The sequence below is a fragment of the Marinovum sp. PR37 genome (assembly GCF_028807375.1).
GTDB classification, from domain to species: Bacteria; Pseudomonadota; Alphaproteobacteria; order Rhodobacterales; family Rhodobacteraceae; genus Marinovum; species Marinovum algicola.
In genome coordinates this window covers 1-22,226 of sequence record NZ_JARAML010000017.1, presented here as the reverse complement: position 1 = coordinate 22,226, position 22,226 = coordinate 1, and the positions used below count along the sequence as shown (strand labels likewise).

Annotated in this window: 19 protein-coding genes and 1 tRNA gene; 8 read left to right on the top strand and 12 right to left on the bottom strand. The window is 65.4% G+C overall.

Annotation, left to right across the window (positions count from 1 at the left end; all coding sequences use genetic code 11):
* Window positions 1-80 precede the first annotated feature (80 nt).
* The 4 genes from PVW49_RS14580 to pdxH form a co-directional block, all read right to left on the bottom strand.
* Window positions 81-157: transfer RNA gene (locus PVW49_RS14580), tRNA-Pro, on the bottom strand.
* 82 nt (window positions 158-239) lie between these two features.
* On the bottom strand, window positions 240-719 hold the full coding sequence (locus tag PVW49_RS14575; RefSeq protein WP_274590888.1) for a DUF192 domain-containing protein: 480 nt from the start codon (window positions 717-719) through the stop codon (window positions 240-242).
* Entirely contained in the window at window positions 692-1,222 is a 531-nt protein-coding gene (locus PVW49_RS14570; RefSeq protein ID WP_048533757.1) for a cold-shock protein, read from the bottom strand. The genes PVW49_RS14575 and PVW49_RS14570 overlap by 28 nt, the downstream gene beginning before the upstream one ends.
* Before the next feature lie 110 nt (window positions 1,223-1,332).
* Complete coding sequence (gene pdxH / locus PVW49_RS14565; RefSeq protein ID WP_274590917.1) at window positions 1,333-1,938, bottom strand: pyridoxamine 5'-phosphate oxidase; 606 nt, start codon at window positions 1,936-1,938, stop codon at window positions 1,333-1,335.
* A 135-nt stretch (window positions 1,939-2,073) separates the two neighbouring features.
* On the opposite strand from pdxH, the gene fabI reads away from it, so the two are divergent.
* The 5 genes from fabI to trpE all read left to right on the top strand — a co-directional run bounded on the left by fabI (window position 2,074) and on the right by trpE (window position 7,584).
* Window positions 2,074-2,880, top strand: coding sequence for an enoyl-ACP reductase FabI (fabI, locus tag PVW49_RS14560; protein WP_048531415.1), 807 nt, complete (start codon window positions 2,074-2,076; stop codon window positions 2,878-2,880).
* A gap of 3 nt (window positions 2,881-2,883) precedes the next feature.
* On the top strand, window positions 2,884-3,489 hold the full coding sequence (locus PVW49_RS14555; RefSeq protein ID WP_274590887.1) for a LysE family translocator: 606 nt from the start codon (window positions 2,884-2,886) through the stop codon (window positions 3,487-3,489).
* Window positions 3,490-3,582: 93 nt separating this feature from the next.
* On the top strand, window positions 3,583-4,086 hold the full coding sequence (gene gpt / locus PVW49_RS14550; protein WP_048531412.1) for a xanthine phosphoribosyltransferase: 504 nt from the start codon (window positions 3,583-3,585) through the stop codon (window positions 4,084-4,086).
* A gap of 130 nt (window positions 4,087-4,216) precedes the next feature.
* Window positions 4,217-6,061: a peptidylprolyl isomerase gene (locus PVW49_RS14545; protein ID WP_274590886.1), complete on the top strand. Its 1,845-nt coding sequence runs from the start codon at window positions 4,217-4,219 to the stop codon at window positions 6,059-6,061.
* 11 nt (window positions 6,062-6,072) lie between these two features.
* Window positions 6,073-7,584: an anthranilate synthase component I gene (trpE, locus tag PVW49_RS14540; RefSeq protein ID WP_048531407.1), complete on the top strand. Its 1,512-nt coding sequence runs from the start codon at window positions 6,073-6,075 to the stop codon at window positions 7,582-7,584.
* A gap of 204 nt (window positions 7,585-7,788) precedes the next feature.
* On the opposite strand, the gene prfB is transcribed toward trpE, so the two are convergent.
* From prfB to PVW49_RS14520, 4 genes are all read right to left on the bottom strand, one after another.
* Window positions 7,789-8,916, bottom strand: a complete 1,128-nt coding sequence (gene prfB, locus PVW49_RS14535; RefSeq protein ID WP_274590885.1) for a peptide chain release factor 2 — start codon at window positions 8,914-8,916, stop codon at window positions 7,789-7,791.
* A gap of 108 nt (window positions 8,917-9,024) precedes the next feature.
* Window positions 9,025-11,538: a penicillin-binding protein 1A gene (locus tag PVW49_RS14530; RefSeq protein WP_274590884.1), complete on the bottom strand. Its 2,514-nt coding sequence runs from the start codon at window positions 11,536-11,538 to the stop codon at window positions 9,025-9,027.
* 109 nt (window positions 11,539-11,647) lie between these two features.
* On the bottom strand, window positions 11,648-12,859 hold the full coding sequence (locus tag PVW49_RS14525; RefSeq protein WP_274590883.1) for an N-acetylmuramoyl-L-alanine amidase: 1,212 nt from the start codon (window positions 12,857-12,859) through the stop codon (window positions 11,648-11,650).
* Window positions 12,860-13,045: 186 nt separating this feature from the next.
* The gene (locus PVW49_RS14520; RefSeq protein WP_274590882.1) at window positions 13,046-14,203 is read right to left on the bottom strand and encodes a pyridoxal phosphate-dependent aminotransferase; all 1,158 of its coding nucleotides are present in this window, start codon (window positions 14,201-14,203) and stop codon (window positions 13,046-13,048) included.
* A gap of 57 nt (window positions 14,204-14,260) precedes the next feature.
* Between PVW49_RS14520 and PVW49_RS14515 the strand changes: the two genes are divergently transcribed.
* Window positions 14,261-15,571 carry a M48 family metalloprotease gene (locus PVW49_RS14515; RefSeq protein ID WP_082154448.1) on the top strand — a complete coding sequence of 437 codons (1,311 nt, stop codon included), beginning with the start codon at window positions 14,261-14,263 and terminating at the stop codon, window positions 15,569-15,571.
* A gap of 25 nt (window positions 15,572-15,596) precedes the next feature.
* On the top strand, window positions 15,597-16,352 hold the full coding sequence (locus PVW49_RS14510; RefSeq protein WP_274590881.1) for a DsbA family protein: 756 nt from the start codon (window positions 15,597-15,599) through the stop codon (window positions 16,350-16,352).
* Between the two features lie 190 nt (window positions 16,353-16,542).
* Here PVW49_RS14510 and ispG read toward each other — a convergent pair whose 3' ends face one another.
* The 3 genes from ispG to hemA form a co-directional block, all read right to left on the bottom strand.
* Window positions 16,543-17,667 (bottom strand): flavodoxin-dependent (E)-4-hydroxy-3-methylbut-2-enyl-diphosphate synthase, encoded by a 1,125-nt coding sequence (ispG, locus tag PVW49_RS14505; RefSeq protein ID WP_074835476.1) that lies wholly within the window; start codon window positions 17,665-17,667, stop codon window positions 16,543-16,545.
* Between the two features lie 74 nt (window positions 17,668-17,741).
* On the bottom strand, window positions 17,742-19,046 hold the full coding sequence (locus PVW49_RS14500; RefSeq protein WP_274590880.1) for a helix-turn-helix domain-containing protein: 1,305 nt from the start codon (window positions 19,044-19,046) through the stop codon (window positions 17,742-17,744).
* Window positions 19,047-19,167: 121 nt separating this feature from the next.
* Complete coding sequence (gene hemA, locus PVW49_RS14495) at window positions 19,168-20,391, bottom strand: 5-aminolevulinate synthase (protein WP_048533755.1); 1,224 nt, start codon at window positions 20,389-20,391, stop codon at window positions 19,168-19,170.
* A gap of 228 nt (window positions 20,392-20,619) precedes the next feature.
* On the opposite strand from hemA, the gene PVW49_RS14490 reads away from it, so the two are divergent.
* Window positions 20,620-21,999 carry a M20/M25/M40 family metallo-hydrolase gene (locus PVW49_RS14490; protein ID WP_274590879.1) on the top strand — a complete coding sequence of 460 codons (1,380 nt, stop codon included), beginning with the start codon at window positions 20,620-20,622 and terminating at the stop codon, window positions 21,997-21,999.
* 52 nt (window positions 22,000-22,051) lie between these two features.
* On the opposite strand, the gene PVW49_RS14485 is transcribed toward PVW49_RS14490, so the two are convergent.
* Window positions 22,052-22,226, bottom strand: a 175-nt coding sequence (locus tag PVW49_RS14485; protein WP_274590916.1) for a transposase, incomplete at its 5' end; no start/stop codon positions are given.

Sequence of the window (22,226 nt, the reverse complement as noted above, 5' to 3'; positions counted from 1 at the left end):
ACATGGACGCCGCCCGAAACACGGCAGAGATCGGGGTCCGCCGCAAAGCTGACCACAATATCTGGTGTGTGATGAGAGGATGGTCGGGACGGCAAGATTCGAACTTGCGACCTACGGTACCCAAAACCGTCGCGCTACCAGGCTGCGCTACGCCCCGAAACCGAGGGCTTCATAATCCGCCCGCGCGACAATGAAAAGCGCAAAGGCGCCGGAACAGACCGAAAGCGCCCGCTGCCCGCTCAACAGGGCCAGGCGGCGCCTTTTTGCGGCAATTCGGCGTGGCGCACCAACGTGCCGGGCACGATCCCCAGCTTCTCGGCCAGGCCGCCGTTGATTTCGAGCACGCTGCGAATCGGAACGTCGCTGGAGATGCTGGTGGTGTCATGCGGCACTGCGTTGGCGTGGACCTTCTTCACCACGCCACGCTTGTCGATAAAGATCATGTCGAGGGGGATGTAGGTGTTCTTCATCCAGAAGCTCACCGGGCGGGTCACACCGTAGATGAACAGCATGCCCTGGTTGTCGGCCATTTCCTTGACGAACATCAGCCCGCGGCCGCGCTCCTGGAAATCATCGGCCACGGCGACATCAAAGCTCACCCGGCCCTTCTCGGTGGCCAGTTCGATCTTGCCCGGCTGGCAGGCGGCAAAGGCCGCCTGGGTCAGCGTGAAAAAGGCGAGGATCGCCGCGATCAACCGGATTTCAATGCGCTTTCCCATGGACATACCTCAACTGCCATCCGGCCGCGCTTGCCCTCGATGGCGCGCAGACCCAGAGCTTCACCAGATTGCACGTCAGAGAGGCCGGAACGGCGCAGAACCTCGACATGCAGGAACACATCCTCGGGTCTACCAAAGACATTGGCAAAGCCAAAGCCTTTTGCCTTGTCAAACCATTTCACCCGCGCCGGCTCGAGCTCGGCGGCGGCGATCACCGCGGGATCGACCACTTCGAAATCGGCCAGCGGCGGCGTTCCGTCATCTTCCGGCGGCTGTATCTCGACCACGGCCACGGCCTGAATGCCGCGCGGGGTTTCCTGAATGTCGACAACGACATGCGCACCATCGGCCACTGAGCTTTGGCCATAGTTGCGCAGCACGTTCGAATGCAGGAGGATGTCCGGTCCTCCGACATCGGCAACCACAAATCCGAAGCCCTTGAGAGGGTCGAACCATTTTACCCGGCCTTCAACCCGTCGGGGCTGTTGTTCTACTTGTTCCAAAACGCTCTCTGTTCTTTCTCATCCCGATTAACACTTGCAACCAAGCCTACGTCAAATGCAAGCCCATACCCCTGATTTTTCGGGAAAATGCATTTCACGATACGCAAAATTCAGGGGTTCAGACGTGAAATTTGCCATCTTTCTCCTTCTGATTGACGCCGCCAGACGAAACGGTCGTGCAAGCGGAACGCCCCGTCCGCCCAAAACTCGATTTCCACCGGGGTGATCCGCCAGCCCCCCCAGAACGGCGGCCGCTCGGGGTCGCTGCCCTTCTGCGCGGTGATCTTGGCCACCTCGGCCATCAGCGCGGTGCGCGATTTCAACGGTTTGGACTGATCCGAGGCCCAGGCCCCCAGCCGGCTCTTGAGCGAGCGCGACTTGTAATAGGCATCCGCCTGCGGCCCGTCTTCGCGGGTGACATGGCCGCGCACGCGGATCTGGCGGCGCAGACTCTTCCAGTGCATCACGAAGGCGGCGGTGCCGGTGGCCTCGATTTCCTGGCTCTTGGCGCTCCCGTAATTGGTGTAGAAAACAAAACTGCCTTCCTCGATATCCTTGAGCAGCACCATCCGGGCATTGGGCATGCCTTGTGCGTCCACCGTGGCAAGCGCGATGGCGTTGGGATCGTTGGCTTCCGTTTGCTCGGCCTCCGCCAACCATTGGCGGGCAATTTCAAACGGGCTCTCCCCGGCAAAAATCCCGGTGCGTTCCGACATAAGCGGCTCCTTTTCACGATAGTCTAACGGATTAATTGCATGCCGTCGCCGGCGCATTCGAGAGCACGTGCTCTTGATGGTTAGCTTTCTTTGCCATAAGCGTGACATTCGAGACACTTGAGCGGAGAATGCGAGATGTCAAATACGCTGATGGCCGGCAAACGCGGCCTTATCATGGGGCTGGCGAACGACAAGTCGATTGCCTGGGGCATTGCCAAGGCGCTGGCCGACGCCGGCGCGGAACTCGCGTTTTCCTACCAGGGTGAGGCGCTGTTGAAACGGGTCGGCCCGCTGGCGGCGCAATTGGGCAGCGATATCGTCCTGCCCTGCGATGTCGGCAACGAGGCGTCAATCGACGGGCTGTTCGACGCGCTCAAGGAGCGCTGGGGCGAACTGGATTTCATTGTCCACGCCATCGGCTTTTCCGACAAGAACGAGCTGCGCGGCCGCTACGTGGAAACCAGCCGCGCCAATTTCACCCTGTCGATGGACATTTCGGTCTATAGTTTCACCGCCGTGATGCAGCGCGCCGAAAAGATGATGAAACCCGGCAGCTCGGCCGTGACCCTCACCTATTACGGCGCCGAGCGGGTAATGCCGCATTACAATGTCATGGGGGTCGCCAAGGCCGCGCTCGAGGCTTCGGTGCGCTACCTGGCCGAAGATCTGGGCAAGGATGGCATCCGGGTCAATTCGATCTCGGCCGGCCCGATCAAGACGCTGGCGGCCTCGGGCATCGGTGATTTCCGCTACATCATGAAGTGGAACGAATACAATTCGCCGCTGCGCCGGAATGTCACCACCGAAGACGTCGGCCGCTCGGCGCTCTACCTGCTGTCCGATCTGGGCTCCGGCGTGACCGGCGAGAACCTGCATGTGGATGCCGGCTATCACGTGGTCGGCATGAAGGCGGTCGACGCCCCCGACATCACCAAGGGCTGAGCCATGGGCTGGGACCATCTCCTGGCTTTCAACCTGACTCTGCTTGCGGCGCTGGCCTCGCCCGGGCCGGCGCTACTTCTGGCATTGCGCACCTCGTTGGTGGCCGGGCCACGGGCGGGGATTGCCACCGGGCTGGGGCTGGGCGCGATGGCGGCGGGCTGGACGGCACTGGCGCTGCTCGGGCTCGAGGCGGTCTTCGTGGTGGTGCCCTGGGCCTATCTGGCGATCAAGATCGCCGGGGCGCTCTATCTGCTGTACATCGCCTGGGGCATGTGGCGCGATGCGCGCCAGCCTCTGACACAGGCCGCCGTCGTTCCGGGGCGGCAGGCGTTTCGCACCGGCTTTCTGGTCAATCTCGGCAATCCCAAGTCGGTGCTTTTTGCCTCGGCGGTGCTGTTGGTGATCTTTCCGCCCGAGCTGAGCCTGACCGACAAGGCGCTCATCGTGGGCAACCACCTGCTGGTGGAATGGGTCGCCTATACCGGTTTTGCGCTCGTGCTCTCCACCCGGCGGGCGCGGGACGGTTATCTCCGGCTGAAACATCTGTTCGACCGGATCGCGGCCCTGGTGCTCGGGATGCTGAGCCTGCGGCTGATCTTCGGGCGCTAGCCCGGGCCGTCCCGGCTGACGCAACAAAATGACACGGCCAGCTTTCTTTTGTCAGGGCTTTGGGCTAGACGCGAGAAAAACGGAGGGCCGGAGATGAACGATCGTCTGCCGCATGAAAAGGGTTTTCACGTCAGCTGGGATCAGTTGCACCGGGACGCACGGGCGCTGGCCTGGCGGCTGGACGGGCACGGGCCCGACGATGGCGCCTGGCGCGCCGTGGTGGCGATCACGCGGGGCGGCATGGCACCGGCGATGATCGTCGCGCGCGAGCTTGATATCCGCATGGTCGATACGATCTCGGTCAAGAGCTACAACCACCAGGAACAGACCGAACCCAAGGTGATCAAGTCGCCCGACATGGATGTGGTCGGCGATGGCACCGGGGTTCTGGTGATCGACGATCTGGTCGACACCGGCAAGACCATCGAGGCGGTGCGCACCCATATGCCGAACGCCCATATCGCCACCGTCTATGCCAAGCCGATGGGCCGGCCGCAGGTCAACAGCTTCATCACCGAGGTCAGCCAGGATACCTGGATTTTCTTCCCCTGGGACATGGCGTTGCAATACGTCGAACCCTATCGCGGCAAGGACTGACAGCCCCGCCCGCGGCCCCTGCGGCCGGCCGGCGCCGCAGGGCGACCGAACAGCCCGCCGCCCCCTTGCCCCTGCCCCGGCCTGCGCGTAGACACGTCTCGCAATAAAGGCGAACACAGCAGGGGCAGTCATGGCCAAAGGCAACAGCATCTCCAAGACATTGGTCTGGATTCTCATGGGTCTGCTTTTCGTGGGCCTGGCCGGGTTTGGCGCGACCAATCTGACCGGCACCGTGCGCAGCGTCGGCGCCGTCGGCGACACGCCGATCAGCGTGGATGACTATGCCCGCGCCTTGCAGCAGGAAATCCGCAGCGTTCAGGCCGAAACCGGCCAGGGGCTGACCTTTGCCCAGGCTCAGGCGCTGCAAATTCCCCAGCGCGTGCTGAGCCAGCTGATCACGTCGACCGCCATCACCAACGAAGCCCGGAGCCTTGGTGTTTCGGTCGGCGACGAGACGGTCGCGCGCGAGTTGATGGGCATTTCCGCCTTTCAGGGCGCCGGCGGCAGCTTTGACCGCGACACCTATCGCTTCGCGCTTCAGAACGCCGGCCTCAACGAGTCCGAATTCGAGCAGGATCTGCGCGAGGAAACCGCCCGCTCTCTGCTTCAGGCCGCCATTGTCTCGGGCAACCCGATGCCCGACACCTATATAGAGACACTGCTCGGCTTTGTCGGCGAAACCCGCAGCTTTACCTGGGCCGCGCTCGACGACAGCGCCCTGGATGCGCCGGTGCCGGCGCCCTCCGAGGAAGAGCTGGCGCAGTTTCATCAGGACAACATTGCCCGCTACACCCTGCCCGAAACCCGCGACATCACCTATGCTTGGCTCACCCCCGACATGCTGATCGACACCGTCGAGATCGACGAGGCGACCCTGCGCAAGGCCTATGACGAGCAATCCGACCGTTTCAACCAGGTCGAGCGCCGGCTGGTCGAGCGGCTGGTCCTGCCCGACACCGCGGCCGCCGAGGCCGCCATCGCACGGATCGAAAGCGGCGGCAGCAGCTTCGAGGCCGAAGTGACCGATCGCGGCCTTGCCCTGCCCGACGTCGACATGGGCGATGTCACCCGTGGCGATCTGGGCGACGCGGCCGATGCGGTCTTTGCCGCCGAAGTGGACACGGTTGTCGGCCCCTTCGCCTCGGATCTCGGCCCGGCGATCTACCGCGTCAACGGCGTGCTGCCGGCGCAGGAGACCTCGTTCGAGGAGGCGCAGCCGATCCTGCGCGAACAGCTGGTGCAGGACCGCGCGCGGCGGGTGATCGACAGCCTGATCACCGATATCGACGACCTCTTGGCCGGCGGCGCGACGCTGGAAGAGCTGGCGCAGGAAACCGAGATGGTGCTGGGCCAGATCGACTGGACGCCGCAGAGCGACAGCGAGATCGCCGGGTACGACAATTTCCGCGACCTGGCGGGCACGGTCAGCGCCGAGGATTTCCCCGAGGTGGCCGAACTGGGCGATGGCGGCATCTTTGCCCTGCGCCTCAACGCCGTGAACCCGCCGAGCCCGCAACCGCTGGATGAGGTGCGCGACCAGGTGGCCGCCGACTGGACCCGCGCCGAGACCGAAACCCGGCTGCTGGCGCAGGCCGAGGCTCTGGCCGGCGAGCTGGCGGAGGGCAAGACCTTCGCGGGCCTGGGCCTTGCGCCCACCACGGTCACCGGGCAGACCCGCTCTGGCCAGCTTCCCAATCTGCCGGGCAACGCACTCGAAGCGCTCTTTGCACTCGACGCCCCCGGCACGCTGACCCTGCCGCATCAAGGCCGGGCGATCATCTTCAGGCTCGACGAGATCACGCCGCCGGATTTCGAGAGCGAGGAAAACCAGGTGATCCTCTCGGCGCTCGAGCAACAGGTCGGCGCGAGCCTGGCCGCTGACATGTTCGAAGCGCTGGCCCGCGACATCCAGTCCCGCGTCGGCATCTCGATCGACCAGCAGGCGCTGAACGCCGTTCACGCCAATTTCCAGTAAGGACGCTGCCGATGGCCCTGACGCCCGACTTCGACGGTTTTGCCCAAGGCCATGCGGCGGGCAAGAACCAGGTTGTCTATACCCGGCTGGCCGCCGATCTCGATACGCCGGTCTCGCTGATGCTCAAGCTGACCGGCGCGGCCCGCGATGCCTTCATGCTGGAATCGGTGACCGGCGGCGAGGTGCGCGGCCGCTATTCGATCATCGGCATGAAGCCCGACGTGATCTGGCAGTGCCATGACAAACAGGCCCGCATCAACCGCGAGGCCCGGTTTGACCGCGACGCTTTTGAGCCGGTCGAAGCCGATCCGCTGGCCTCGCTGCGTGCGCTGATCGAGGAAAGCCACATCGACCTGCCCGCCGATCTGCCGCAGGCCGCCGCCGGGCTTTTCGGATATCTCGGCTATGACATGATCCGGCTGGTCGAACATCTGCCCGACGTCAATCCCGACCCGCTGGGCCTGCCTGATGCGGTGATGATCCGGCCCTCGGTGATTGCGGTGCTGGATGGCGTGAAGGGCGAGGTCACCGTGGTGGCGCCGGCCTGGGTGCGCGAAGGGCAATCGGCCAGGGCGGCCTATGCCCAGGCGGCGGAACGGGTGATGGATGCGGTGCGCGATCTGGAACGCGCCCTGCCCTCGGAAAGCCGCGATCTCGGCGAGGCCGCCGAGATCGGCGCGCCGGTGTCGAACTTTTCCAAATCCGATTATCTGGCGGCGGTGGACAAGGCCAAGGATTACATCCGCGCCGGCGACATCTTTCAGGTGGTACCCTCGCAGCGCTGGACCCAGGAGTTTCCGCTGCCGCCCTTCGCGCTCTATCGCTCGCTCCGGCGCACCAACCCCTCGCCTTTCATGTTTTATTTCAACTTCGGCGGTTTCCAGGTGATCGGCGCCAGCCCCGAGATCCTGGTGCGGGTCTTTGGCCGCGAAGTCACCATCCGCCCGATCGCCGGCACCCGCCCGCGCGGCGCGACGCCGGAAGAGGACAACGCCTACGAGGCCGATCTGCTGGCCGACAAGAAGGAGCTGGCGGAACATCTGATGCTGCTCGATCTCGGCCGCAACGATACCGGCCGGGTGTCCAAGATCGGCACCGTCCGCCCCACCGAGGAATTCATCGTCGAGCGCTATTCCCACGTCATGCACATCGTGTCCAACGTGGTGGGCGAGCTCTCCGAGGATCACGACGCGCTGTCGGCGCTTCTGGCCGGGATGCCCGCCGGCACGGTGTCCGGCGCACCCAAGGTGCGGGCGATGGAGATCATCGACGAGCTGGAGCCGGAGAAACGCGGTGTCTACGCCGGCGGCGTCGGCTATTTCAGCGCCGGTGGCGACATGGACATGTGCATCGCGCTGCGCACGGCGGTGGTGAAGGACGAGAAGCTCTATATCCAGGCCGGTGGCGGCGTCGTCTATGACAGCGACCCCGAGGCCGAGTTCATGGAGACGGTCAACAAGTCCAAGGCGATCCGCAAGGCCGCCGAGGAAGCGGGGCGTTTCGCCGGCCACGGCCGCAACTGACGCGAGGAGCGCATGAGTGGCCCTCGCCGGTCTGCTCGGCGCAGATCTCCGATGGGGATTTTCAGCGCCGTCCGCCGCGCGCCTGGGCGCCCCAGAACGCCTTAAGACGCCCCGCGGCGCTCCCGGGACAGGCGGCGGATGGGGGCTCTGCCCCCGGCCTGCGGCCTCCCCCGAGGGTATTTCCGGCAAGAGGAAGCTGCGGCGTCAATCCTCGCCCTGGGCCTGGGCGCGGCTCTTGCCCGAGACGTCCATCGCCAGGGTGGCGGCCATGAACCCGTCGAGATCGCCATCCAGCACGCCCTTGGTGTCCGAGGTCTCGTGCCCGGTCCGCAGGTCCTTGACCATCTGGTAGGGCTGCAACACGTAAGACCGGATCTGGTTGCCCCAGCCGGCATCGCCCTTGGCCTCATGCGCGGCGTTGATGTCGGCGTTGCGGCGGTCGAGCTCAAGCTGATACAGGCGCGATTTCAACGCCTTCATGGCGATGTCGCGGTTTTGGTGCTGCGATTTCTCGGACGAGGTCACCACGATGCCGGTCGGGTTGTGGGTGATCCGCACCGCCGAGTCGGTGGTGTTGACGTGCTGGCCGCCGGCCCCCGAGGACCGGTAGGTATCGATGCGAATGTCGGCCGGGTTGACCTCGATCTCGATATTGTCGTCGACCACCGGATAGACCCAGACCGAGCTGAACGAGGTGTGCCGCTTGGCCGCGGAATCGTAGGGCGAGATCCGCACCAGACGGTGCACACCGGATTCCGATTTCAGCCAGCCATAGGCATTGTGGCCGGAGATCTTGTAGGCGGCGGATTTGATCCCCGCCTCGTCGCCCGCGCTCTCGGATTGCAGCTCGACCTTGTAGCCATGCGCCTCGGCCCAGCGCACATACATCCGCGCCAGCATCGCGGCCCAGTCGCAGCTCTCGGTGCCACCGGCGCCAGCGTTGATCTCGAGAAAGGTGTCGTTGCTGTCGGCCTCGCCATCGAGCAGCGCCTCGAGCTCTTTCTGCGCCGCCTTGTCCCGGAGCGCGACGATTGCGCTCTCGGCATCGCTGACCACCTCGGAATCGTCTTCCATCTCGCCCAGTTCGATCAGTTCGAGATTGTCGGAAAGCTCCTGCTTCATGCTTTCGTAAGTGGCCACCTTGTCCATCAGGATCTGGCGGTCGCGCATCAGTTTCTGCGCCTTCTCGGGATCGTTCCAGAGATCGGGATCCTCGGTCATGGCGTTGAATTCTTCCAGCCGGTGCGGCGCGGTCTCATAGTCCATCCGCTGCGCGAGAAGCGTCAGCGACTTTTCGATTTCAGCAACCTTGTTCTGGATTTCCGCGCGCATGTCTCTTCCCGGCTTCTGGCGTTTCAGACCTGCGTGATATCAAGCCCCCGGGACATGGACAAGCCACCCGCTGCGCGGTTCCGGCCCCGAAGGGCCGACCCGCCACGCTTAATACAGCCCGCCCGAGGACAGCGTGCCAAAGCTCGCCTTCGGGCCGACAACCGCCTTCTTGCCGGTCGAGGTGGTGACCTGCTTGCTGCTGTTGCCCGGGGCGATCTGCTCGAAGTTCGAGCCCATGGCAAAACCGCCGTCGAAGGTGATGCCAAAGATCGGCTCTTCGCCTTCGCGGAAACATTCGGTGACCACATTGGCGCCCGAGGCCCCATCGCCCAGCCGTGCCCCGGTGAAGCGGTCGATATTGATGAACTGGCAGGCCTCGGGCACGCGGAACTTGCCGCCGCCGTATTTCTCGACCGCCTCGCTCATGAACCGCTGGAACACCGGGCCGCAGAACCCGCCGCCCGAGGCGCCCCGGCCAAGGCTGCGCGGCTGATCGTAGCCGATGTAGCAGCCGGCCACCACGTTCGAGGTGAAGCCCACGAACCAGACATCCTTGGCGTCGTTGGTGGTGCCGGTCTTGCCCGCCGTGGGCACCGGCAGGTTGACGTAATTCGAGGCGGTGCCGCGTTCGACCACGCCCTGCATCATCGACGTCAGCTGATAGGCGGTCACCGGGTCCATCACCCGCTCGCGGTTCGACACGATGCGCGGGCCGCGGCTGCCGGCGATCGAGGGGTCGTCGCAATCGACGCAATCGCGGGCGTCATGGCGATAGACGGTCTTGCCGTAGCGATCCTGCACCCGGTCGACCAGTGTCGGCTCCACCCGCTCGCCGCCATTGGCAAACATCGCATAGGCCGCGACCATCTTGAACAGGGTCGATTCCTGCGAGCCCAGCGCATTGGCCAGCACCGGGCTGAGCCGGTCATAAACGCCGAAGCGCTCGGCATAGCTGCCGACCACATCCATCCCGACCTCTTGCGCCAGGCGCACGGTCATCAGGTTGCGCGAGCGTTCGATGCCGGTGCGCAGCGGCGTCGGGCCGTAGAACTGGTTCGAGGCGTTCTTGGGCCGCCAGACGCCCTGCGGCGTGTCGATCTCGATCGGCGCGTCGACGATGATGGTGGCCGGCGTATAGCCGCTGTCGAGCGCCGAGGCATAGACAAAGGGCTTGAAGGACGAACCGGGCTGACGCTGGGCCTGGGTGGCGCGGTTGAACACCGAATTCTGATAGGAAAAGCCGCCCTGCATTGCCAGAACCCGGCCGGTGTTGACGTCCATCGCCATGAAGCCGCCCTGCACTTCCGGCACCTGCCGCAAGGTCCAGCGGATAAAGGCGCCCGCGCCATTGTCGCCTTCGGTCATCCTGCGCACATGCACCACGTCGCCGACCTCGAAATTGTCGAAGAAGTTGCCGCGAAGCCACTCGATGTCCTGACGCGGCACCACATGCGGCGCGTTCTCGTCCTCGGCCACACCCTCGATGCCGAGGCGCAATTGCTGATCCTCGACCGCCAGCACCACCGCCGGATACCAGGGGCTCTCGAGCGTGACGTCGCGGGCGACACGCACATCGGCCAGCGCCTCGCGCCAATTGTCGATCTCGGCGGCATCGATGCTCTTGCCGGTGCCGCGCCAGGTGCCCAACCCGCGATCATATTGCTCGAGCTGCCTTTGCAGCGCGTGAGCGGCAATCACCTGCATCTCGGGGTCGATGGTGGCGCGCACGGTCAGACCGCCGGAAAAGAACTCGCCCTCGCCGAAATCCTCGGAGAGCTGGCGGCGGATCTCGTCGGTGAAATAGTCGCGCGGCGGCAGCGCGGTCTTGAAGCTCTCGAAATCGCCGTTCTGCACCGAGCGCAGCGGCTGGGCAACCTCGTCGCGATAGACGGCTTCGGTGATATAGCCGTTCTCCATCATCTCCTTGAGCACGAAGTTGCGCCGCTCCAGCAGCCGCTCCTTGCGGCGCACCGGGTGGAAATCCGACGGCGCCTTGGGCAGCGAGGCGAGGAAGGCGGCCTCATGCGGGGCGAGCTGGCCCAGGGTCTTGTTGAAATAGGTCTGGGCGGCGGCGGTGACGCCATAGGAGTTCTGGCCGAGGAAGATCTCGTTCATGTACAATTCGAGAATGCGCTCCTTGTCGAGCGTTTCCTCGAGCCGGGTGGCAAGGATGATCTCTTTGATCTTGCGCTCGATCCGGCGGTCGCCGGAGAGCAGGAAGTTCTTCATCACCTGCTGGGTGATGGTCGAGGCGCCGCGCACGTTCTGGCCGCGCGATTGCACCGCCTCGACACCGGCGGCGATGATGCCGCGCGCGTCATAGCCGGCGTGGTCGTAGAAATTCTTGTCCTCGGCCGAGATGAAGGCCTGTTTGATCAGGTCGGGGATCTCTTCGGCGGGGGTGAAAAGCCGGCGTTCCTGGGCGAATTCATCGATCATCCGGCCTTCACCGGAATAGATCCGGCTGATTGTCGGCGGCTTGTACTGGGCCAGCGATTCGTGGCTGGGCAGATCGCGGCCATAGACCCAGAAGACCGCGCCGATCGACAGTGCGATGGCCGCGGCCCCCATGGTGACCACGGTGAAAATGCCACCAAAGAAAGAAAGGATGAACCTCAGCACCACGCGCTCCTGCTGGTTTAGATGGCTTATATAGGCGTGATGCCCCGGACGGTCAAAACACAAACCCCGTTATGATCCGCTCTTGCGGAAATCAGCCAATGGCGTCGCGTCACTTGCGCCGGAGCGGGGCAATCGTGGCGTCAGCCAGCGACCAGGCCAGGATGCCGTCGCGGATGCCGCGCGCCATTTTCGCCCGCCATTCCGGGTCTTGCAGGTTCTCCAGGTCACGGTCGGTCGAGAGAAAGCCGACCTCGACCAGCACGCTGGGAATATCGGCCGCCTTGAGCACTGAGAACCCGGCCTCGCGCAAGGGGCGCTTGTGGATCTCGCCCACCGAGTCGTCGATCGCGCGCACCATCGCCTTGGCCAGCATATGCGAGCGCGGGCCATTGTCCTGCCGCGCCAGATCCATCAGGATTTCCGCCACTTCATCGTCCGACCCGGTCAGGTCGACCCCGGCCAGGAGATCGCTGCGGTCATGGCGTTCGGCCAGCGCGGCGGTGGCTTCGTCGGTCGCGGTGTCCGACAGCATGTAGACCGAGGCCCCATGTGCCACGCCCTCTTCGAGCGCATCGGCATGCAGCGAGATGAAGAGATGCGCCCCGGCGCGGCGGGCGATGGCGACGCGGGCCTCGAGCGAGACGAAGTGATCCTCTTCGCGGGTCATCACCACGTTGATGCCGCCCGCGCGCAACAGCGCCTCCTTCACGTCGCGGGCCAGTTGCAGCACCAGATCCGACTCGCGATAGCCGCCGCGCAGCGCGCCGGGATCGATACCGCCATGGCCCGGATCGAGCACCACGGTCAGCACATCCGGCACGCCGGTCGTCTCGGCGCGCAGCGCGGGTTCCGGCAGCACCCATCGCGCGCTTGGAACGGCACCGACGGCGGCGTCGAAATCGGCCCGGTCGGTCCGGTCGAGCGTCACCCGCAGGGTCGCGGCGGCGGTGGTATCATCGACCTCGAGCGCGGCGGTCCTGACCGCCAGTGGCGCCGCCAGTTCGGCGACGAAGCGCGACCAGCCGGGCTGCAAGGCCCCGAAACGCACCGAGGCGAGATGTTTGGACGCAAAGGCCTCTGCGACCAGCCCGGTCCAGTCCACCTCCTGAAAGTCGAGGATCAGCCGGTCCGGCTCGGTCAGCGTATAGGCGCGCCAGGGCACGCCCTGGCTGAGTGCGAATTCAAGCGTCAGATCGCCGCCGCGGGCGATGCCGCTGTCCTCGGCATCGATCCGCGCCAGGGCGCCGAATTCCTGCGCCGGGGCTTGCGCGGTGAAAAGTGCCAGCGCGAAGGCGCAGGCGGAAAGGAGATGTCTGCTCATGCCGATGACCCTTGCTGCACGGGTCTCGCGCCCGCGTTCGAGCCACAATCTACCACGGCGCGCCGCCCCCTGCATCCCTCTATCGCGCGCCCCGGCAGCCGCACCACGCCCCGCCTCTCTTTCCTCTTGCCGAAAATACCCTCGGGGGAGTCGCCAAAGGCGACGGGGGCAGCGCCCCCACCCGGCTCAGCCCGCAGCCAGCCCGCGCCGCGCCATGAACCGCGCCAGCCGTTCCAGCCCCTCGCGGATATCCGCGGTCGAGCGGGCATAGGAAAACCGCAGGGTGCCGCCGCCGCGCACCGGATCGAAATCGAGCCCCGGCGTCACCGCCACCCCGGCCTCGTCGAGGATCTCGCGGCAGAAGCTCAGGCTGTCATCAGTGATGTGGCTGACCTCGGCATAGACGTAGAACGCGCCATCCGGCGGCGCGATCCGGTCGAACCCAGCCTTGGGCAGCCCGTCGAGCATCAACCGCCGGTTCTCGGCATAGACCGCGAGATTGGCCTGCAATTCGTCGTCGCAGTCCATCGCCGCCAGCGCCGCCACCTGGGCCACATGTGGCGCGCAGATGAACATGTTCTGCGCCAGCCGCTCGATCTTGCGCACATGTCCCTCGGGCACCACCATCCAGCCGACGCGCCAGCCGGTCATGCTGAAATACTTTGAAAAGGAGTTGATCACATAGCAGTCGTCGGTGATCTCCAGCGCGGTGACCGCCTTGGCCTCATATTCGATGCCATGGTAAATCTCGTCCGAGATGAAGGCCGCGCCCTTGGCCTGCGCCGCCGCGATCAGCGCCGCCATCGCCGGCCGGTCCAGCATGGTCCCGGTCGGATTGGCCGGCGAGGCGACCAGCAGGCCCTGGATATCGAGATCGGCGAAATCCCCGGGGGCCGGTTGCAGCCGGTTTTCGGGGCGGGTTTCGAGATCGATGGGTTCCAGCGACAGCCCCTTGAGGATCTGGCGATAGCTCGGATAGCCCGGCGCGCCGATTGCCACCCGGTCGCCGGCGTCGAAGAGCGCAGTGAAGGCCAGCAGGAAGGCGCCGGAGGAGCCCGGAGTGACGATCACCCGCGCCGGATCGAGCGTCACGCCGTACCAATCGGCATAAAGCCGCGCAATCCGTTCGCGCAGCGCCGGCAGGCCGAGCGCCACGGTATAGCCCATCGGATCGCTCTGCATTGCCGCGCCCACGGCGGCGCGCGCGCCTTGTGGTGCTGGGGTTCCGGGCTGGCCGACCTCCATGTGGATGATGTGGCGGCCGGCGGCCTCGGCCTGGCGCGCAGCCTCCATCACATCCATCACAATAAACGGATCGACGTCCCCCCGCCTTGAGTCTCGCATGTTATTCTCCCAAGCTCTGCCCAGAGGCGGTTTTCCGGGATCGAGACGGGGAGGTCAATGCGGATACTGAGACACTTTGCGGCCACGCTCGCGCTCTGGGCGCTCGTGGCCGTGCCTGCCAAGGCGGCCGGGCTGATCCGGGATGCCGACGTGGAATATGCGCTGGCGCAGATCGCCGCGCCGGTGCTGCGGGCGGCCGGCGTGCCGGCGAACTTGCGGATTCTGGTGATCGACGATCCGGCACTGAATGCCTTTGTCGCCGACAACCAGCATATTTTTCTGAACTCCGGACTGATCATGAAGCTGGGCAGCGTCGAGGCGCTGCAATATGTCATCGCCCATGAGGCCGCGCATATCTCGAACGGCCACCTCGCCCGCCGCGCCGGCAATGCCCGCGCCGCGCGCACCGCCGCAGGGCTCGGCATGGTGCTGGCCGCCGCCGCAGCAGCCTCGGGCGCGCCCTCGGTGGCCACCGGCATCGCCGCCGGCAGTCAGAGCGCGGCGCTGCGCCAGTTCCTGGCCCATACCCGCGCCGAGGAAAGCTCGGCCGATGCCACCGCCCTGCGCAGCCTGGTCCGCGCCGGCATCGACCCGCGCGCCGCGCTCGAGGTGCATGAGCTGTTTCGCGGCCAGGAGGCCCTGAGCGCCGGCCGGCAGGATCCCTACATGCGCTCGCACCCGCTGACCCGCGACCGGATGCGCGCCGCACAGGGCTTTGTCGCCGGCAACGCCGGGGCGGCCCGCGACGATCCCGGCGCCGCCTATTGGTTCGCCCGGGCCCAGGGCAAGCTCTCTGCCTTTCTGCGCGCGCCGGGCTGGACCCTGCGGCGGGCGGGCGCCAGCGTCAGCAAGGACATTGCCCTGATGCGCGAGGCGGTGGCCTATCACCGGAGCTCGGACCTGCGCAAATCCCTTGCGGCCATCGACCAGGCGCTGGCGCTGCGGCCCCGGGACGCGCTCTACCTCGAACTCAAGGGGCAGATCCTGCTGGAAGGCCGGCAGTTCGGCCCGGCGGTGCAGGTCTATCGCCAGGCCGCCGCCATGGCCCCGAACGAGGCGCTGATCCTGGGCGGCCTGGGCCGCGCGCAGATGGCGGCGGGGGATGCGAAATCCGCACTCGAGGTGCTGGAGCGCGCCCGCAGCCGCGATTTTCGCGATCCGCGCATCCTGCGCGACCTGGCGGTTGCCTATGCCAAGACCGGCCAGAACGGCATGGCCTCGCTGGTCACAGCCGAGCGCTATGCGCTGCAAGGCCGGATGAAGGACGCCAGGCTGCACGCCACCCGCGCCGAGGGGCTGCTTCCGCGGGGCTCCGGCCCTTGGCGGCGCGCCGAGGATGTGCTTTCTGCCACCAAGACCCTGCGCTGATGCGCGCGCTCATACAGGATAGCCAATGACCCGTTTTCTGACCGCCACCGCCCTTGCCGCCACCCTGGCCTGTGCCGGGCCCGCGCTGGCCACCGATCTGACCGAAATGACCGATGCCGAGCATGATGCCTTTGGCGCGGCGGTCCGGGCCTATCTGATGGAGAACCCGCAGGTCATCGTCGAGGCAGTCAACGAGCTCGAGCGGCGGCAGCAGGCGGCGCAGGGCGACCGCGATCTCGACCTGATCGCCGCCAATCGCGGTGACATCTTCGACGACGGATTCAGCCATGTCGGCGGCAACCCCGAGGGCGATGTCACGCTGGTGGAATTCATCGACTATCGCTGCGGCTATTGCCGCAAGGCACATGAAGAGGTCAAGGAACTGATCGAAAGCGACGGCAATATCCGCTTTATTGTCAAGGAGTTCCCGATTCTCGGCCCGGACAGCCTCGAGAGCTCGAAATTCGCCATTGCGGTGCTCGAGGTGGCCGGGGACGCGGCTTATGAGAGCGCGCATGACGCGCTGATCAAGCTTGGCGGCACGGTCAACGAGACCGCGCTGCGCCGGCTGGCCGAGACGCTGGGGCTGGATGCCGAGGCGGTTCTGGCGGAGATGGAGAGCGACAGGGTCGCGCAGCGGATCGCCGAGACCCGCGCCCTGGCGCAGCGGCTTCAGATCAACGGCACGCCGACCTTCGTGCTGGAAGACAGCCTGCTGCGCGGCTACCTGCCGCTCGACGCGATGCGCCAGGTGGTGGCGCAAGAACGCGCCGAGGGCTGAGGCCGCGCCCGGGACACCGGGCGGAACGGGAGGCCCCGGATCAGGTCCGGGGCGGGGGCGGGATCAGGTCCGGGGCGGGAGCGGGATCGGGTCCCGGGGTTTTTTCTGGGGGCTCTGCCCCCGGCCTTTGGCCTCCCCCGAGGTATTTCGTGCAAGAGGAAAGACAGGCGTTGTCATCCGCGCCCCGGGGTCATTCCGCCGCCTGGGCTTCGCGGGCCGCGATTTCGGCGGCCTTCTTTTCGACTTCCTCGACGATATGTTCGACCATCTGGTCGTTCGACATCTTGTGGCTGGCCTTGCCGGCGAGATAGACCATGCCATTGCCGGCACCGCCGCCGGTAAAGCCCACGTCGGTCATCAGCGCCTCGCCCGGGCCATTGACCACGCAGCCGATGATCGACAGGCTCATCGGCGTCTTGATGTGTTCCAGCCGCTGCTCCAGCACTTCGACCGTCTTGATCACGTCGAAGCCCTGACGGGCGCAGGAGGGGCAGGAAATGATGTTCACGCCGCGGTGACGCAGGCCGAGCGACTTGAGGATCTCGAAGCCGACCTTGACCTCTTCGACCGGATCGGCCGAGAGGCTGACGCGGATGGTGTCGCCGATGCCCATCCAGAGCAGGTTGCCGAGACCGATAGCGCTCTTGATGGTGCCCGAGGTCAGCCCGCCGGCCTCGGTGATGCCGAGGTGGATCGGCGCATCGGTGGCCTCGGCCAGCGCCTGATAGGCGGCGGCGGCCATGAAGACATCCGATGCCTTGCAGGAGATCTTGAACGCGTGGAAATCGTTGTCCTGCAAGACCTTGATATGATCGAGGCCGGATTCGACCATGGCGTCGGGGGTCGGTTCACCGTATTTCTCGAGCAGGTGCTTTTCCAGCGAGCCGGCGTTGACGCCGATGCGGATCGAGCAATCGTGATCGCGGGCCGCGCGGATCACTTCCTTGACCCGGTCCTCGGAGCCGATATTGCCGGGGTTTATCCGCAGACAGGCCGCGCCGGCCTCGGCGGCTTCGATGCCGCGCTTGTAGTGGAAGTGTATGTCGGCGACGATCGGCACCGGGCTCTCGCGGCAGATTTCCTTCATCGCCTTGGCCGACGCCTCGTCGGGTACCGAGACCCGGACGATATCGGCCCCGGCCTCGGCGGCGCGAATGATCTGGTCGAGCGTGGCCTTGACGTCGGTGGTGATGGTATTGGTCATCGTCTGCACAGAGATCGGCGCATCGCCGCCCACGGCGACATTGCCGACCATGATCTGACGGCTCTTGCGGCGATAGATATTGCGCCACGGACGGACGTGATTGAGGCTCATGGAAAGTATCCCGAAGCTGTACGCATGTTGCCCGCAACCTAGTCAGACTGGCCGGCAATGCAATGCGTCAGAGGTTATTCGCCGGCCGTGGTCTCCGGCGTCGGCGTGGCGACACGCAGGTTCAGCTCGGCCACCATCCGCTCGAGGTCGCCATCGCTGGCCGGATCGGCGGGCTGATAGCGCTCGGTCAGGCTCGCTGCGGCCAGCGCCACATTCGAGGTCACGGCGCCGCGCGGCCCGGCGGGGCCGTAGGTCTGGCCGTTGACGGCGAAATAGACCGCGCCCGAGGCCCCGACCCGCAGCGTCGCCGGCTCTTCGCCCTGCGGCACGTCGAAGGTATCGCCGGCGTTCATCACCGCCTCGTAGAGCACGCTGCCATCGGCGGCGCGCACCCGCACCCAGGCCGGGCGGACGGCAACCAGCTGCACACCGGGTTTCGGAGGCTCCAGCACCTGCGGCAAGGCGGTGGCGGCCACCTGTTCGGCGACCTGAACCATCACCCTGTCCAGCGGCACATCGCCCGAGGCGGCGGCGCTCGCGGTGACAATCGAGGGGGTGCGTTCCCGCGAGGCCCTGGCAAAACTGCCGACGCGTGACGGATCGAGCGTGGAAATCGGCGCGTCGCGGGCGATCATCACCGGCACATCCAGCGCCTGCGGGCGATAGAGCCGGTCCATCGGTTCGCCCGAGGGCGGGTTGAACACGCCGGCGGCGCGGGTCTCGTCGGGATCGAGGCTGTCCTCTTCCGGCGCGATCCGGCCGGCGCCCTCCAGCGGGTCGAGCTCGGCCAGTGCGATCGGCGTCTGATCCACCGGGGTGAGCTGCACCCGCTGGATTTCCTGCAACACGCTCCAGCCGCCATAGCCGATCCCGGCGATCAGCGTCAGCAGCACCAGCATCGAGCCGACGGCCCCGGGTTCGATCTGGGCCAGGAAGCTTTCGCCGCGCGGGGCGAAAGGCATGTTCGGATCGGTGAAGAGATCCCGTTCGGCCGGAGATTTCTGCGGCAGCTTCTGCCCCGGCTTGCGCTGCTGGCTGGACGCTTCGGCCGACATGCCATGCGCGGTGGTAAAGCCGCTTTCGATGCAGAAATTCTGAAAGGTGACATCCGGATCCATGTTGAGATAGCGCGCATAGGAGCGCACGTATCCGGCGATGAATCCTGGAGTATCAAAAGCTTCGGGATCGCAATTTTCGATCGCGGCGATATAGGAGGCCTTGATCCGCAATTCGCGCTGCACGTCGAGCAGGGATTTGCCCATGGTGGCCCGTTCGCCCCGCATGACATCCCCAAGGCGCAATGCGAAGTCGTCAAACCCCTTTGGGCCGACGTTTTCCTCGCCCGGCGCCTCGCCGCGCCTCAGTTTGCGCCCTATCATGCCGATCTGCCCCGTTTTTCGTTGCCCTGACCATTCCCCAACGGTTCAGGACGATTCGTGTCGCCCCTTTGCTTGTAACGAGGTTAGCATGTAGCGCGCATAATGGCAGGGTCAAAACCGCTCAGGCACTCAGGTCGGCACGATTCAGCGCACAATGCGACCACAGATCGTCCATTGCTCCCACCAAGGCATCCATCTCGCGCGGACCGTGCACCGGCGACGGGGTGAACCGCAGCCGTTCGGTGCCACGCGGCACGGTCGGGAAGTTGATCGGCTGGACATAGATGCCGTAGGTCTCGAGCAGCATGTCCGACAATTTCTTGGTGTGCACCGGGTCGCCGACGATCACCGGCACGATATGGCTGCCGTGATCGATGATCGGCAGGCCCATGCCCTTGAGCCGCAGCTTGAGGATGCTGGCCTGGGTCTGGTGCCGCTCGCGCAACGCCTGGTCGGTCTTGAGATGTTTCACACTGGCCGCGGCGCCGGCGGCAATCGCCGGCGGCAGCGAGGTGGTGAAGATGAAGCCCGGCGCATAAGACCTTATGGCGTCACACATTTTATGACTGGCCGCGATATAGCCGCCCATCACGCCAAAAGCCTTGGCCAGGGTGCCGTTGATGATGTCGAGCCGGTGCATCAGCCGGTCGCGCTCGGCCACGCCGGCGCCGCGCGGGCCGTACATGCCCACCGCATGGACCTCGTCGATATAGGTCAGCGCGCCGAATTCGTCGGCCAGGTCGCAGATCTCTTCGATCGGACCGAAATCGCCGTCCATCGAATAGACCGATTCAAAGGCGATCAGCTTGGGCGCCGCCGGATCGTCGGCCTCGAGCAGCTCGCGCAGATGGGCGACGTCGTTGTGGCGGAAGATGCGCTTGGCCCCGCCGTTGCGCCGCACGCCCTCGATCATCGAGGCATGGTTCAGCGCGTCCGAGTAAATGATCAGACCGGGAAACAGCTTGGGCAGCGTACTTAACGTCGCGTCATTGGCGATATAGGCGCTGGTAAAGAGCAGCGCAGATTCCTTGCCGTGCAGATCGGCCAGCTCGGCCTCGAGCCGCTTGTGATAGACCGTGGTGCCCGAAATGTTGCGGGTGCCGCCGGAGCCGGCGCCGGTGGCCTCCAGCGCCTCGTGCATCGCCGCGAGCACCACCGGGTGCTGGCCCATACCGAGATAGTCGTTGCCGCACCAGACAGTGATCGGCTGTTCGCTGCCGTCGGGCTTGCGCCAGGTGGCATGCGGGAAATGGCCCTGCTTGCGTTCGATATCGATAAAGGTCCGGTAGCGGCCCTCGTCGTGCAGGCGGCCGAGCGCCGCGTCGAGTTTCGCGGTATAATCCAGATTGTGGCTCACCGGGGCACCTCCGTTTGCGTGGGGCCGCGGGCCCTGCGTATGAACCTGATCGCCCGAAAGGCGGTCAAATTCACGTTCCTGAATACTTACAGCGGGAAATCCCGTCTGGCAACCTCTACTAGCGGCGACCCATGGCCGCAGCATTGATCCATGTCAAACCCCACTGGACAGGGATTTCCGCTTCGCTAGGGTCTGACGCAAAAAGGAAACCTGCCGATGGACATTTCGCCCGTTCTGACCCGAATCGATGATGACCTCAATGCGGCATCTGACCGCTTGAAAGACCTTCTTCGAATCCCGTCGATTTCCACCGATCCGACCTATGCGGCCCAGTGCCAGCAGGCCGCAGACTGGCTTGTGGCCGACCTGCAATCGCTGGGCGCCGAGGCCAGCAAGCGCCCCACCCCGGGCCATCCCATGGTGGTGGGCCATATCGGCGAGGGCGGCCCGCATCTGCTGTTCTACGGCCATTACGACGTGCAGCCGGTCGATCCGCTCGAGCTCTGGGATCGGGACCCGTTCGACCCGCAGATCGAGGACACGCCTCAAGGAAAAGTGATCCGTGGCCGGGGCACCAGCGACGACAAGGGCCAGCTGATGACCTTTGTCGAGGCCTGCCGGGCCTGGATCGCGGTGCATGGCCGGCTGCCCTGCCGCATCACCTTCTTTTTCGAGGGCGAAGAGGAAAGCGGCTCGCCCTCGCTCATCCCCTTCATGCAGGAGAATGCCGCCGAGCTGAAATCCGACATCGCGCTGATCTGCGACACCGGCATGTTCGACCCGGAAACCCCCTGCATCACCACCATGCTGCGCGGGCTGATGGGCGAGGAGGTCACCATCACCGGGCCCTCGCGCGACCTGCATTCCGGCATGTTCGGCGGCATCGCGATGAACCCGATCCGGGTGCTGACCAAGGTGCTGGCCGGGCTGCATGACGACACCGGCCGGGTCACCCTGCCCGGCTTCTACGACGACGTGCCCGAGCTGCCGGCGGCGCTGCGCGAGCAATGGGCGGCGCTTGGCGATCCGGGCGAGATGGCGCGCGACTTCCTCGGCGCCGTGGGCCTGTCGCAGCCGGCGGGCGAGAACACCCGCACCGGGCTCGAGATGATCTGGTCGCGCCCGACCTGTGACGTCAACGGCATCTGGGGCGGCTACACCGGCGCCGGCTTCAAGACCGTGCTGCCGAGCCAGGCCCATGCCAAGGTGAGCTTCCGTCTGGTGGGCAGCCAGGACCCGCAGGCCATCCGCGCCGCCTTTCGCGCCTATGTCGAGGCGCAGCTGCCGCCCGATTGCAGCGTCGCGTTCAAGGCGCATGGCGCCTCTCCGGCGGCGGCGATGGACACCACCTCGCCGCTTTTCGAGGCCGCCCGCGGCGCGCTGTCAGACGAATGGCCCAACCCGGCGGTCTTCGCCGGCTGCGGCGGCTCGATCCCGATCGCGGGGTATTTCAGCGACTACCTCGACATGCCGGCCATGCTGATCGGCTTTGGCCTGGACGACGACCAGATCCATTCACCGAACGAGAAGTATTCGCTGACGAGCTTCCACAAGGGGATGCGGAGCTGGGCTCGGGTGTTGGGGGCTGTGGGGTGAACGAGCTATAACGTTGTTATTGAAAACTTCGCAATAAGCTTAGGGTCAGGATTCATAACCAATAGATGACGAGCGCCGCGAGCGCGATGGCAGAGAGAAACACCTTGGGGCATCGGTCATAACGGGTCGCGACACGCCTCCAGTCCTTAAGCCTACCGAACATGATCTCGATCCGGTTGCGACGCTTGTATCTACGCTTGTCGTATTTGACCGGTGTCTTACGTTTC